This is a genomic window from Candidatus Cloacimonas sp. (genome assembly GCA_039680785.1).
Lineage (GTDB): Bacteria > Cloacimonadota > Cloacimonadia > Cloacimonadales > Cloacimonadaceae > Cloacimonas.
Map to the genome: position 1 here is coordinate 1 of JBDKSF010000028.1, position 13,881 is coordinate 13,881.

Annotated in this window: 13 protein-coding genes; 11 read left to right on the forward strand and 2 right to left on the reverse strand. The window is 38.4% G+C overall.

What is annotated here, in order from left to right:
• On the reverse strand, window positions 1–2,551 hold a 2,551-nt coding region (locus ABFC98_01695), incomplete at its 3' end, for a S8 family serine peptidase (protein ID MEN6444742.1).
• 241 nt (window positions 2,552–2,792) lie between these two features.
• On the opposite strand from ABFC98_01695, the gene ABFC98_01700 reads away from it, so the two are divergent.
• The 11 genes from ABFC98_01700 to ABFC98_01750 all read left to right on the forward strand — a co-directional run bounded on the left by ABFC98_01700 (window position 2,793) and on the right by ABFC98_01750 (window position 13,439).
• On the forward strand, window positions 2,793–3,731 hold the full coding sequence (locus ABFC98_01700) for an aspartate carbamoyltransferase catalytic subunit (protein MEN6444743.1): 939 nt from the start codon (window positions 2,793–2,795) through the stop codon (window positions 3,729–3,731).
• Between the two features lie 9 nt (window positions 3,732–3,740).
• Window positions 3,741–5,021 (forward strand): dihydroorotase, encoded by a 1,281-nt coding sequence (locus tag ABFC98_01705; protein MEN6444744.1) that lies wholly within the window; start codon window positions 3,741–3,743, stop codon window positions 5,019–5,021.
• Window positions 5,014–5,793, forward strand: a complete 780-nt coding sequence (locus ABFC98_01710; GenBank protein ID MEN6444745.1) for a dihydroorotate dehydrogenase electron transfer subunit — start codon at window positions 5,014–5,016, stop codon at window positions 5,791–5,793. The genes ABFC98_01705 and ABFC98_01710 overlap by 8 nt, the downstream gene beginning before the upstream one ends.
• A complete protein-coding gene (locus ABFC98_01715) occupies window positions 5,778–6,698 on the forward strand; it encodes a dihydroorotate dehydrogenase (protein MEN6444746.1) in 921 nt (306 codons plus the stop codon). Before ABFC98_01710 ends, ABFC98_01715 begins: the two co-directional genes overlap by 16 nt.
• Window positions 6,699–6,914: 216 nt before the next feature.
• Window positions 6,915–8,972 (forward strand): elongation factor G, encoded by a 2,058-nt coding sequence (gene fusA, locus ABFC98_01720; GenBank protein MEN6444747.1) that lies wholly within the window; start codon window positions 6,915–6,917, stop codon window positions 8,970–8,972.
• Between the two features lie 231 nt (window positions 8,973–9,203).
• Window positions 9,204–9,956 carry a YebC/PmpR family DNA-binding transcriptional regulator gene (locus ABFC98_01725; GenBank protein MEN6444748.1) on the forward strand — a complete coding sequence of 251 codons (753 nt, stop codon included), beginning with the start codon at window positions 9,204–9,206 and terminating at the stop codon, window positions 9,954–9,956.
• 10 nt (window positions 9,957–9,966) lie between these two features.
• Window positions 9,967–10,446: a crossover junction endodeoxyribonuclease RuvC gene (gene ruvC / locus ABFC98_01730; GenBank protein MEN6444749.1), complete on the forward strand. Its 480-nt coding sequence runs from the start codon at window positions 9,967–9,969 to the stop codon at window positions 10,444–10,446.
• Complete coding sequence (ruvA, locus tag ABFC98_01735; GenBank protein ID MEN6444750.1) at window positions 10,443–11,042, forward strand: Holliday junction branch migration protein RuvA; 600 nt, start codon at window positions 10,443–10,445, stop codon at window positions 11,040–11,042. Before ruvC ends, ruvA begins: the two co-directional genes overlap by 4 nt.
• The gene (gene rsmB / locus ABFC98_01740; protein MEN6444751.1) at window positions 11,039–12,355 is read left to right on the forward strand and encodes a 16S rRNA (cytosine(967)-C(5))-methyltransferase RsmB; all 1,317 of its coding nucleotides are present in this window, start codon (window positions 11,039–11,041) and stop codon (window positions 12,353–12,355) included. The genes ruvA and rsmB overlap by 4 nt, the downstream gene beginning before the upstream one ends.
• Before the next feature lie 7 nt (window positions 12,356–12,362).
• The gene (locus tag ABFC98_01745; GenBank protein ID MEN6444752.1) at window positions 12,363–12,935 is read left to right on the forward strand and encodes a PASTA domain-containing protein; all 573 of its coding nucleotides are present in this window, start codon (window positions 12,363–12,365) and stop codon (window positions 12,933–12,935) included.
• Between the two features lie 30 nt (window positions 12,936–12,965).
• Entirely contained in the window at window positions 12,966–13,439 is a 474-nt protein-coding gene (locus ABFC98_01750) for a hypothetical protein (GenBank protein MEN6444753.1), read from the forward strand.
• A gap of 101 nt (window positions 13,440–13,540) precedes the next feature.
• Here ABFC98_01750 and ABFC98_01755 read toward each other — a convergent pair.
• On the reverse strand, window positions 13,541–13,881 hold a 341-nt coding region (locus ABFC98_01755; GenBank protein ID MEN6444754.1), incomplete at its 5' end, for a glycosyl transferase.

Here is a 13,881-nt window from a genome sequence, read left to right on the forward strand (position 1 = left end):
CTGCTGAAGGGGAAGAAAAAATTAGCGCATAATTTTGGGTGGCTCCAGCAACAATAGTAATATCAAAAGTATTGCGGTTTAAAGCACTTTTTTCTGCATTCAGCGAATTATTCCTGGTGCTTTCGGAAACAGTGTAACCGGCAGGAGTATAAATTGTTCCATTCAGGGTTTGATCTCCAGTATTTTGGATGGTAAATTGCCGCGTTTGGCTTTCGCCGACAGGAATACTGCCAAAATTTAAAGAATTGGGAGTTACGGTAATTTCAGGACCAGTGTAATATGGGGCAACATTCAACTTAATATTGGCGCGTTGGGAAGATGAAGTTCCGCCTGAAAAAATATTGGTCTGATTAGAATTATCATTTATAAGATAATGGTAACCAATATCAATTGAAGTGTATTGAACGGTTCCAGAACTATTATATGAGCTGGCAATGCCAAAGGCAGTATCCACCAAAAGATTATCCGTTCCATTCCATAAAAAAGGAGTGGTGAAATTATACATATTCCAACCGGTCTGAGTGGGTAAATAACTGGAATTGGAATATACCGTCACCAAATTATCTGCAGTGACAAACGATGAAACATTGGTAGCCGTAGTATGTTTCAACCTCACAACAAAGTTAGGCATCGTAACAATTGGCAGGCCAATTATGTTAAAACCAAGCTGAGTAATATTTATAGGGCCAAAGATACCGGCAGCGTTTAATTCTGCTTTTGTATAAACGGATTGACCGTGTAAACTTTTATACCATAAATTAATGGGAGAAGGAGCAGTATTTCCCGTAACGGAAGTTCCTGTGCCAATGATAGCTTCCGAAACAGGTTGAATTAAAGATATGGAGATTTCACTAATTGTTTCATTATTACTATTATCTTTAGCCACTGCTTTAATGGTATAGCTTCCAGCGGTTAAACCAGTAGTATTCCAATTATAGGAATAAGGAGCTGCATTATCAGTATTGTAAAGAATGTTATTGATGTAGGTCTTAACGGAAGCAATGGAACCATTACTGTCTGTAGCGTTTACATTAATGGTGATGATAGAATTGAGAGCAAAACTGGTTCCGTTTGCGGGAGAAGTAATTTGGCAAGTGGGCATTCCACTTACAATAGCATTTAAAGCGGCATTGGCATTGATCATTCCGTAGCCGGTATATCTATCCCAACCCACACCTCCATCAATTGTCATATCGGTTGCATTAGAAGTAAGCTTGGAAAACACTTGTGCGGGTGTTAAAGATGGGTCTTTGGAAAGAAGTAAAGCTGCCACTCCAGCAGCATAAGGTGTGGCACAAGAAGTTCCATTAAACCATAAATAATAATCTCCGTTGGTATTATAGCCATTTCCTGTTCCCGTTAAATCGGTGGCAGGTAAAATTGTCGGCGCCATTATGTCCACGGCATTTTTATTGTTCTGAGTATTAACTCCGTAATTGGAACCCCACCAATATTCTCCATCGGAAGAAGTGGTACTTTTTCTTTGTCCGGAAGGACTGGCAGCGCCTACGCTTATTACAGAAGTTTCATTGGCGGGATAAGAAATAGTGGAATTATTTTCGTTTCCGGTGGCGGCAAATAAAACAACACCAGAATTATAGGCGTAATTTAAAGCGGTGTCCGTAGAAGGTGAATCTCCTTCTACAACATCAGTTGCTCCCAAACTCATACTGGCAATGTGAGCATTATGATCGGCGGCATAAGTTAAAGCATTTTCAATGGCAGTAAAATACATTTCTCCTGCTGAATTGGCTACTTTTAAAGGCATAATACTGCAGCCACCGGCAATTCCGGTAATACCTAAAGAATTATTTGCTTTGCCAGCTGCGATCCCAGAACAGGCAGTTCCATGTCCCGGATCAGAACTGTTGTCCATAGGATAGCTGTCATTATCGCCAAAATCATAACCCGTCACTAAGCGCAAATCGGGATGGGAAGTATCAACGCCTGTATCAATAATGGCAATTATGATGCTGGCTGAACCATAGCCCTGGCTTTGATTCCAAGCAAGCTGGGCATCACTATCAAAACCGACTGTGCCAACTCCTGAGCCGGTATGTCCACTTGAGGTATAGGCAGGTAACTGAGCTGTGTTATTATGACCCCAATTATTGGTGTAATAAGTATCGTTTGGCACTACTGCAGGATAGGCAATATATTCGGGAATTGCCTCTTCTACATAACGATTGGCTTTGAACTGTTTAAGAGCTTCTTCCACTGTTGTTTTGCCATTCAATTTCAAAATAAACCAACGATCAAAACCCGTCTGCTTTTCCCAATTGGTGTCATTTACTTTGCGATGGGCTTTGATTATTTTAGTGGCTCCTGTTTGAGCCATCAGCTGATCCAGTTCATTTATTCCCGTATTGGTTCTTTCAGCATAAAGTTCTGTAGGGAGATTTGCCCTGTAAAACACTTCAGCGCTTAGTTTAATTTTTAATAGATCAATGGCATAAAGCTTCTTGGCAGCATCCATATTTTGTTGCCAAGAAACGGCAATGACAGAATTAAGTAAAATCAGCATTAGAACAACAATTAACGGTTTTTTCATTATTTTCTCCCATATATAATAAGAAAAAGGAAATCCAATTTTAGTAATAGCCAACATTTTGGCAAGCGATTTCTTCACTGGAAACAGTATATCAAGATCAGCATGCTAAAATATCAGTAAAGGCAAAATTGGTTTTTTTAGATAGTATAATCAAAAAAATCACTTGACCAAATTGCAATATTGGAAAAATAAGGAAAAAAACCTTTAATCACAGCCAGTGAGCTGGAAAGGAGTAAAAAAGATGACCTCAAAACCACAATTTGCCGGACGCTCTCTGTTCGACTTGGATGATTATTCTCGCGAAGAAATTATGTTCATTCTGGAGGCAGCCAAAGGAATGAAAGAGATTAACCTGCGAGAATACAAAAAAATACCTACCTTAAAAGGAAAAACCGTTTGTACTTTATTCATTGAAAACAGCACTCGCACAAGAATGAGTTTTGAACTCGCTGCCAATCGTTTAAGTGCAGATGTAGTAAGTTTTCAGTCCTCAATATCTTCTCTGCAAAAAGGAGAAAGTTTACAGGATACCGTCTATACTCTTAATGCGATGGGAATTGATCTTTACTGCATCAGACATAGCAGTCCCGGAAGTCCTCAACTGGTAAACAAATATTCTGGTAAGCCAGTTATCAATGGTGGCGATGGAAGACATTCACATCCTACGCAGGCATTGCTGGATATTTTTTCCATTTGGGAAAAACTGGGGGATATAAAAGGGCTAAAAATAACCATTGTAGGCGATATTTTGAACAGTCGCGTCGTGCGGAGCAATTTAATTGGAATGGGAAAATTAGGTGCTAAAGTTACGGTTTGCGGGCCCAAAACATTGATGCCCAGTAATATGGAAAGTGTTTATGACTGCCGAGTGGAATATGATTTACAAAGAGCGTTGAAAGATGCCGATGTAGTTATGGGCTTGAGAATGCAACTGGAAAGAATGACGGAAGGTCTGTTTCCCTCTCTGGAAGAGTATAGTAAACATTATGTTCTCTCCAAAGAGACATTAAAATATGCTAAGAAGAATGCTCTGATAATGCATCCAGGACCTATGAATCGAGGAGTGGAAATACTTCCTGAAATTGCCGACAGCAATCAAAGCGTAATTGTAGAACAGGTTGCCAATGGAGTTGCGGTTCGCATGGCATTGATGTTTTTAATTTTAGGCGGAAAGGCGTAAGGAGTAAAGATGAAAACACTAATAAAAAATGCCAATATTTTCACACAGGGTAAATTCATTAAAGGCGATATATTCATTGAGCGTAAAAAAATTGCCAAAATAGGCGGAACAATAACTGTAAATGCCGATAAAACTATTGATGCAAAAGGTGCCTGCGTTTTACCCGGTTTTATAGATCTACATTCTCATTTAAGAGATCCCGGTCAGACCTATAAGGAAGATATCGTAACGGGAACTTTAGCGGCTGCACACGGCGGATATACAGCAGTATGTGCTATGCCAAATACTGAACCGGTAACCGATAATATTGCTTCCGTGGAATATATTCAATTGCGTGCCAAAGATTATGGCTATGCCAGAGTGTATGTGGTTGGAGCCATTACCAAAAAATTAGCCGGTGAGGAAATTGCTGAAATGGCAACAATGAAGGCAGGTGGAATTGTAGCCGTTTCAGATGACGGAAAATGTGTTCAGAATGCACGCTTGATGCTTTCCTGTATGAAATATGCCAGCAATTTCGATTTACCTGTTATTATCCATCCTGAGGATTATTCTTTAGCAGGGAAAGGACAAATCCATTCCGGTAAAGTTGCCACGAAACTTGGTCTTAGCAGTATTCCCGGTTTGGCGGAAGAAGTAATCATTGCGCGGGATATTATGCTGGCTGAAAATACAGGCGCTCAACTGCATATAGCTCATATTTCCACAGCCCGCTCTTTGGAACTGGTGAAAAATGCCAAAGATAAAGGATTGCCCGTAACTTGCGAAGTTACTCCACACCATTTGGTCCTTAATGAAGAGGCAAATTTAACCTTCGATACCAATACTAAAATGAAACCACCCTTGCGGAGTGAAAAAGACCGCCTTGCCTGTGTTCAAGCATTAAAGGAAGGTCTGATTGACTGTATAGCTACAGACCACGCTCCCCATGCTGACTTTGAAAAAGAAAAGGAATTCGATATTGCTCCTTTTGGCATAATTGGTTTGGAAACGGCATTTCCAGTCCTATATAAAAATTTGGTGCAAACAGGTAAGATATCCTTAAATCGTTTAATCGAGGCATTAACCATAGCTCCCGCTAAAATTCTTAATTTACCCGGCGGTGTTTTAGCGGAAGGGAAAATAGCGGATTTAACCATAATTGATTTGGAACAAGAGACACTTTTCTCGGTGGAAAATATACTCTCCAAAAGTAAAAATACTCCTTGGCTAAATCAATTTCTCCCTGGAAGAGTGATGTTCACTATCTGCAACGGTAATATAACTTACAAGGATAGTGAAAGTGAGTAAACCTATCCCGCTGTATATCAAACGGGAAATTTATTCATCCACAGAACTAACTGGTAACTATTTCGTTCTCCGCATTCTGGACGAAGAACTTGCCCTAAAATGCAAACCGGGACAGTTTTTTGAATTGCGCGCTGCGAAGATGGAAACAGATTGCTCTCTGCCCAAATTATTTAAGCCGATATCCATATACGATGTTACGAAAGTGATAATTAGTTTTTTGATCAAAAAACGGGGTTCGGGAACAAATTCACTGTCTAAGAGCACAACTACTGATCTGCTGGAAATGATAGGTCCTTTGGGAAATGGCTTTCCTATAGTTTCGGGTAGAAATGTGTTACTTGTAAGCGGCGGAATTGGTTATCCTCCTCTCTCGTATTTATATAAAGAACTTATTGCCCAAAATCAGATTTATTGGATTCATGGTGGTGGCGGAAGTAATGATGTTTTTCCTTGCAATGAGGTATGGACAATTGATGGAAGCTATGGTAACAAAGGTATGGTAACAGAAAATTTGGAAAACATCCTAACGGAGAAAAAGATTGATCTCATTTACAGCTGTGGCCCTATTCCTATGCTGAAAGAATGTTTTCGAAAAGCATCCAAGCTAAACATTGAACAGTATTGTTCCCTGGAAGCATATATGGCTTGTGGAATAGGTTCCTGTTATGGTTGTGCTGTTCCGATCGGGAAAAATGACCAGTGGAATTACTTAAGAGTTTGCCAAGAAGGTCCTGTTTTCAATGCTGAGGAGGTCTTGTGGAACCTTCTGTGAACAAACTGCAAACCTCGCTTGGTCGTATAATGCTGCAAAGTCCAATTACGGTTGCTTCTGGGACTTTTGCTTTAGACAATTTGAAAATTGTAGAGCAGAACTTTTTAGGCGCTTTTGTGTGTAAAACCATTACGCGCCATCCCAAAAAAGGTAATCCGCCTCCGCGTTTATTTGAAACAGAGGCAGGATTGTTGAATTCCATCGGGCTACAAAATCCTGGGTTGGATAAATTTATTGCGGAAGATTTACCTGTTTTAAAGGAGAAACTTGATGTTCCCTTAATTGTAAGTTTTTCGGGATCCTCCTATGCTGAATTTGCCGAGATGTTGGAAACGCTGGAAAAACAAGAAGGAATTGCCGGTTATGAATTAAATGTATCCTGTCCCAATGTAGAAAACGAAGGTATTGCTTTTGGCGTAAATCCGGATATCGTTCATCAACTTTGTAAACAACTTGCTCCTTTAACCGAAAGAGAACTTATCGTTAAACTAAGCCCCAATGTTTCCGATATTGGAATGATAGCAAAAGCAGCTGAAGAAGGTGGTGCTACGGCTATTTCTATGATCAATACCGTTTGGGGAATGGCAATTAATTACCAGAACGGAAAATCAATGCTGCAAAAAGGAATAGGCGGTTACAGCGGAATTGGGATAAAACCAATAGCTTTGGCATTACTCTATCAAGCTGCCAAAGTTATTCACATTCCTATAATCGCGATGGGAGGAATTTATAAATGGCAAGATGCTCTGGAATTTTTTTGGGCAGGAGCTTCTGCCATTTCCCTCGGGACTGCTAATTTTATTGACCCATTAGCCGTGCAAAATGTATATGCAGGAATAAATGCTTTTTTGCAAGAAAGAAATATTACTTTAAGTGATATAGTGGGTAAGTATGAACTGGAATGAGATGTGGATGAAAATCAAGATTGAAACCAACAGAGAAAGGGCTAATTTTCCTGCGATGGCTTTTTCACTCAAAACAAATAGATCCATAGATCCTGAACCTATCATCATTCTAACCATAAAAAAATAACGATTGACTTAAACAGCAGAAAAAAAACTATGACTCTCTGAAATAGAATATCAGATAAAAAATTATATAATAAACGAACTGAGGAAGAAATGAAAGAATACGAAATGAATAAGATACGCAATCTATTGTTTATCGGTGCCAGTGGCGCAGGAAAAACATCTTTGGCTGAACAAATATTTCATCTTACCAATACCACAAACCGTCTGGGTAAAATTGAAGAAGGTAATACCATAATGGATTTTGACCCAGAAGAAATAACCAAAAAGATGTCGCTTGGGTTATCAATCGGTTATGCCAATTATATGGATCATAAAATAAACATTTTAGATGCTCCTGGGTGTCCCGATTTTGTTGGTGATGCAATTGTAGCCCTCCCTGCCGTGGAAAATGCTGTCATCGTTGCAAATGCCGCAGGGGGTTATGAAGTAGGTTTGGAACTTGCCATTGAGCAAATTGAAGAACGCAAAACGGGGAAAGTAATAGTAGTTAATCGGATGGATAATGAACATTCTGATTATGATAAAACTTTGGAAACAATTGCTGAAAATAGCGGATTAAAACCTGTCAAAGTTCATATTCCCATCGGAAAAGAAGGAGCTTTTGAAGGTGTGGTGGATGTAATTAAGCGCAAAGCCATAAAAGGTAATGCGGAAAGTGAGATTCCTGCGAATATGGCAAATGCTGTTGAAGAAGCTCGTATGCAATTAATGGAAGCAGTGGCAGAAACGGATGAGGATTTACTTAATGAATACTTGGAAAATATGGAGCTTCCTGAAGATAAATTAATTGCCGGGCTAAAAAAAGGCATATTAAGTGGTGAATTATCTCCTGCTTTTGTTTGTTCCGCCGGAACTGGAGAAGGCGTTCTTGCTTTGTTAAGCGGTATTATAAATTATCTTCCCTCACCTGTTGAAGCAAATGAAATTGAAGTGCTGGAAAATGGCCAAAAATCAAAACTGGTCTGCAAACCCGATGGAGAACTTTTGGGCTATATATTTAAGCTCTACGCAGATCCAGGGATGGGTGATTTTGCTTATGTTCGCTTATTTTCGGGCTCTCTAAAAACCGGTATGGAGTTTTATATTCCCGAAAAAGATGCAAAAGATAAAGCGGGAACTATGTATTATATGCTGGGCAAGAATCGTAATGACTGTAACGAAATTAAAGCTGGCGATATTGGTGCCTTGCTTAAGCTGAAAAATGCCAAAGTTACCAACAGCATTGTAGCGTTAAATTCGAAATTGTCTATGATACCAGTGCAATTACCAACTCCCACTACCTGGCAAACAATTAAGGCAGTAAATCAGGCAGATGAAGATAAAATAGGAACTGTATTGCAAAGAGTTATTGCTGAAGATCCCACCATAAATTACGAATTGAATGTTGAAACGCACGAAAATGTTTTATCTGGTATGGGTGAACAGCAATTACAATTGGTATTGAAGAAATTGAAAAACCGTTACAAAGTTGATGCTATCCTTAAGGAACCGCGTATTCCCTACAAAGAAACAATAATGGCAAATGCGGAATCCAATTATAAACATAAAAAGCAATCTGGCGGTAGAGGACAATACGCTGATGTTTATTTTAGAATAAAACCAACCGAAAGAGGTGAAGGGTTTAAATTCATCAATTCCATTGTCGGAGGTGTGATACCTTCAAATTATATACCTGCCATAGAAAAGGGTCTAAACGAGACATTGGAGAAAGGTATTATTGCCGGTTATCCAGTGGTTGATATATCCGTAGAAGTATATTATGGCAGTTATCATGAAGTTGATAGCTCAGAAATTGCCTTTAAAATTGCTTCATCTATGGCATTGAAAGATGGCTTCAAGAAAGGCAAGCCGATTTTGTTGGAGCCCATTCATGAACTTGTAATTATCGTTCCGAGTGAATATATGGGCGATGTAATGGGCGATATATCAACTCGCCGAGGCAAAATTCTTGGTATGGAACAACATGGTACAAAGCAACATTTAACTGCACAGATGCCTTTAGCAGAAATGTATTCTTATTTCCCTGCCTTAAAATCATTTACTCAAGGGAGAGGACGTTTTCTGCAAAAATTCTCACACTATGAGAAAGTTCCGGAAGACATTGCTCAGAAGGTAATTGCTGCTTGGCAAGATCAATCCAATGAATAATATAGGTTAATTTGTGCAGATAAAGTGGTACGAATATTCAACATCAAAAACTTTGATATGCAGCCGCTTTCTGCCAGCAAAATTATGCAGTTTTGTAGCCCTCTCAGAGTTAAAAAAGGTCTCTTTAGGATTGGCAGAAATGCCGACTCTTTAGGGAATTGTTTTCTGGAGAGCAGAGGATATTGTGGTATTATGATTATATGTGATGATAAATAAAAAACCGAGGTTTATATGTCAGGACACAACAAATGGAGTTCGATCAAACATAAAAAGGGCGCTGCCGATGCTAAAAGAGGGCAGATTTTTACCCGTTTAGTAAAAGAAATTATTTTAGCTGCAAGAGCCGGGGGTGGCGATCCAGATATGAATCCTCGCTTAAGAACGGCTATCAATACTGCCAAAGAAAACAATATGCCCAAAGATAACATAGAGCGAGCTATCAAAAGAGGAACGGGTGAAATTGAAGGCGCCGCTTATGAAGAAATTATTTATGAGGGCTATGGACACAACGGCGTGGGTATTGTAGTGGAAGTGATGACTGATAATAAAAAACGCAGTGTATCAGAACTCAGACACACTTTTGCCAAATACGGTGGAAATCTTGCTGAATCGGGTTCAGTGGCTTGGAATTTTGAACAAAAGGGCTTTATGAATGTTCCCGCAGCAGGTTTGGATGAAGATGAATTTATGATGAAAGCACTGGAAGCGGGAGCGGAAGATGTAGAATTAAATGAAGATAATTTTGATATCTATACTTCCCCCGGTGATTTTCACAATGTGATCGGTAATTTAGAAAAAGATGGCTATCCTGTTCATAATGCAGAACTAACCAGAGTGCCCAAAAACACGGTTGCAGTTGATGATGATACTGCCGTAAAACTTATGCGCTTAATTGAATCTTTGGAAGAGTTAGATGATGTGCAAAAGGTATATGCCAACTTTGAATTTTCCGATGCTGTTATGGAGAAACTTTCCCAAGCTTAAATAAACCCAAGTGATTATTATTGGTTTTGATCCTGGCAGCCGTTTTTGCGGTTATGGTCTTTTGCAAATTGAAGGACGAAAAATTCTTGCTGCGGGTTGTGATGTTTTTGATGTCTCCAAAGAAAAGACACTGGGATTACGGCTTAAATCTCTCTATGAAAATATGCTGGGTCTGTTAGATGAATATCATCCTGAAATTGCAGCCGTAGAAAGCATATTTTTTCATAAACAAGTGCGAAGTGTGTTTACGCTTGGACATGCGCGCGGCGTTATTTTACTTGCCTTAGCTATGAAGGATATTCAGGTAGTGGAATACAGCCCGCGAGAAATTAAGAAATCCGTTTGTGGAAATGGAAGTGCAAGTAAACAGCAGGTCCGTTATATGATAAATCAACTATACCCGCTAAAGAATAACCCCAAAAAAGACGATGCCTTTGATGCTTTAGCGGTGGCAACTTGTCATTATAATAGAATGAAGTGGTTAAAATGATTCAGTATATATCTGGAACGCTAACTTTTAAAACACCGATTTTAGCTATCATAGAAACAATGGGTATAGGTTGGGAAATCAAAATACCGATAAGCACCTATGAACAATTACCGGTGGTGGGAACATCTTGCAAATTGCTCACTTATTTACATATAAGCCAAGATGATGTTCGCCTCTACGGTTTTGGCACTGAAGCAGAAAGAGAATTATTCCAGATGTTAAACAAGGTGGGAGGAATTGGACCTAAAATCGCCTTATCCGTTCTTTCAACTTTAAGCATTCCTACTTTTATCAAAGCAGTTAATTCAGGCGAAGAAGGTTTGCTGACAAGAGTTCCCGGTATCGGGAAAAAATCTGCTCAACGCTTGATTGTAGAGCTAAAAGATGATGTTCATACTTTAATGAATCATATAGATCAGAAAGAGTTACAAACTGGAGACATTAATATCGAAGTGGAAACGGCACTACTTTCTCTGGGCTTTAACCTAACCCAAATTCGGAAAGAGCTTAATTTAATTGATGAGTCAAAACGAAAAATGAATACCGAAGAATTGATCAAAGAAATAATCAAAAGCATATATCAGAGAAACAAATGAATTTTCGCGCTGAAGCATATTCCACCATTTTGAAGGTCTTGAAAGATAAAGAATATTCTGATACCCTACTGCACCAAAGGGCAAAGAGAATTAAGAATGCGAATGAAGACCCTGCTTTATTTTACAATTTGGTGAAAGGAGTTATCAAACTCTATCTGAAACTGGATTATATCCTGCAACAATATGTAGATAAAAATAAATATGCGGCTACCGATATTAAGATTAAAACATTGCTTTATATAGGATTATACCAAATATTGTATCTAAATTCCATTCCTGAATTTGCCGCGGTAAATGAGACCGTGGAATTAGCCAAAAATCTCTTCAATTCGCAAGTTGGCGATTTTGTTAATGCCGTGTTAAGAAGTTATTTGCGTAGTCCTGAAATTACCTATCCAAAGGAACCCAAATTGCGGATTGCTTATGAACATTCTTTTCCACCCGAACTTGTTGAGCAGTGGCTTGATTTATGGGGAGAGGAAAATACGGAATATTTGGCAATGTTTTTTAATGAGAACCCGGAACTGCATATCAGAGTTAATACCACAGCCACAACTCCGGATAAGTTAAAAGCTTATTTTGCCAAAAGGAATATTATTATTACACCCTCACCCGCAAGTCCAAATATGTTTCACACTGCACAAACGGCTGAAATTCTGGAAGATGTGGCTTTTTCGGAAGGTTATTTTTCGGTTCAAGATACTTCTGCAGCATTAATTGTGGAATTACTTGATCCCCAAAAAGATGATAGTGTTTTAGATTTATTTGCTGCTCCGGGTGGCAAATGTAGCTATATTGCAGAAAAAATGAATAATACCGGTGAAATTATAGCGGTAGATAAGATCCCTGCTAAAATGAAACTGTTAAAGCAAGCAGCAGACAGATTACAACTGACAAATATAAAAATGGTTGTAACCGATGCGTTTAAATATGGTCCCGTAGCTCCTGCCTTTAATCGTGTTTTAGTAGATGCTCCTTGTTCAGGATGGGGTGTTTTTGGTAGAAAATCAGACCTTCGTTGGCAGGTGCATCAAAATATTTCCGAACTAATCAAAATTCAAGAAAAGGCATTGGATTATGCAGCTAATTTTGTCACTTTAGGTGGTTTTATGGTTTATTCAACCTGCACAATGAATCCCAAAGAAAATGAAGAACAAATTGTTGCTTTCTTAAATAAAAACAAGCGATTTGAGTTAGTCCCAGCGTCGAATTTCATCCCCGCCGTTTATACCGGAGAAGGATTTTTGCGAACCATACCTTTCAAACATAATATGGATGGTGCTTTTGCAGCCAAGTTACAACGCATCAAATAAAAAAATTATGAGAAGCAATCCTGTGAACAAACAGTTTGGTTATCTGATCGGAATCGGGATTGGTATTATCATTGTAACTGCTTTTATCTTTAGCCAAATATTATTTCCAATAATTTTGGGAAGAACGCCTAAAGTAGAAGTTCCGTCCGTAGTAGGAATGACTCTTGCACAAGCAAAACAGATATTAAAGGAAGAGAAATTGCATACTATAGTAAAGGACTCCCTTTTTAGTGATGTTGCAGCTGCAGAAGTTATTTTAGAACAGGATCCTACCGGTGGAGAAAAAATTCATCAGGATGGAACTGTATATTTGATAATCAGTAAGGGTTCATCTACAGTTGCAATACCTACAATAACAGGAAAACCCTTTCAGGAGGTTTTTATATTGCTTAGAAATTTAGATTTATACAGTAGTGTAGTTGATTCTACATATTCAGACATTTATCCGGCAAATACGGTTATTCGCAGTATTCCATCGTCAGGTGAAAAAGCGTTAAAAAAATCAACCGTGAAACTCATTTTAAGTAGAGGCCCGGAACCGGATACACTAAATTATAACATACCCATAGAGTATTATTAAAAGGAAAACAATAAGTTAGGATAGGAAATTATGAGAGAAGAATTAAAAGAGATCAAAATTCGTTCGCGTATGATGCCAGGAGCTCTTACAATTGATGGCTTTCTGGGAAATGATCAACGCTCCCTTGCCGAAATTATCGCCACAGATGATAAAGAACTGGATCGTTTAAACCGTTATGTAGAAGAAATTGCAGATAGAATGAAGTTTTTAACGGATGCTACCTTTGATGTATTTGATAATAAAGTTGTCATTGATGATATATATGAAGTTTCAACAGAGACCTTTAAAGGGAATTTATCATGTCCTTATGGTCACGGAGGTTTTTTCCGCAAGTATGAAACAACGCTTAAGAATCGGAATAACAACATTACAGTTCATTGGACAGCAATGACTATTCATTTAATTGAAGCACATCATTTCTTTGGAGGCAAAGGTTCGTCTTTCCGTTATGAACCAGAAACTCTTTTAAAGGCATTATTTTCGGAAGCAAAACGAGAACTATGAACTAACACCTATTAGTGGTAAACAATAAAACTTAAAATAGAAAGCGGATTTGTTAAAACTCCGCTTTTCTTTTTTTGGCTTGGGTTTTGCCTCATTAGCATTCAATCATTTAGTAATATCTGAACTTGATTATTTACATTTAGAAAGGATATGTCTCCTTTTGTGCGCAAATCTTCGCCTGAATTGAATTTCTCATAGAGATCATAAATATGAGTTTCAATTTCTTGCACATTATTAGAAACAAACCCACTTTCCGTTTTAACAATTAATGCGTATGCTTCTCCTTTTTTTTCACCAATGCAGAGAATGGGAGTACGGGAAGCAATATATTCAAAAAGTTTGGTGGTTAGCATTCCTTCCTTACCCTCATAAGCATTGATCAGCAAAACCAATAGTTCAGCATTCACCAATTCCTGTAATGCTTGCCGATGAGGTAAAAAAG

What these genes read in the sequence shown, in the direction of transcription:
- ABFC98_01700 (MEN6444743.1), top strand. Translation starts at nt 2,793, where the DNA reads ATGACCTCAAAACCACAATTTGCCGGACGCTCTCTGTTCGACTTGGAT.
- ABFC98_01705 (MEN6444744.1), top strand. Translation starts at nt 3,741, where the DNA reads ATGAAAACACTAATAAAAAATGCCAATATTTTCACACAGGGTAAATTC.
- fusA (MEN6444747.1), top strand. Translation starts at nt 6,915, where the DNA reads ATGAAAGAATACGAAATGAATAAGATACGCAATCTATTGTTTATCGGT.
- ABFC98_01725 (MEN6444748.1), top strand. Translation starts at nt 9,204, where the DNA reads ATGTCAGGACACAACAAATGGAGTTCGATCAAACATAAAAAGGGCGCT.
- ruvA (MEN6444750.1), top strand. Translation starts at nt 10,443, where the DNA reads ATGATTCAGTATATATCTGGAACGCTAACTTTTAAAACACCGATTTTA.
- rsmB (MEN6444751.1), top strand. Translation starts at nt 11,039, where the DNA reads ATGAATTTTCGCGCTGAAGCATATTCCACCATTTTGAAGGTCTTGAAA.
- ABFC98_01745 (MEN6444752.1), top strand. Translation starts at nt 12,363, where the DNA reads ATGAGAAGCAATCCTGTGAACAAACAGTTTGGTTATCTGATCGGAATC.
- ABFC98_01750 (MEN6444753.1), top strand. Translation starts at nt 12,966, where the DNA reads ATGAGAGAAGAATTAAAAGAGATCAAAATTCGTTCGCGTATGATGCCA.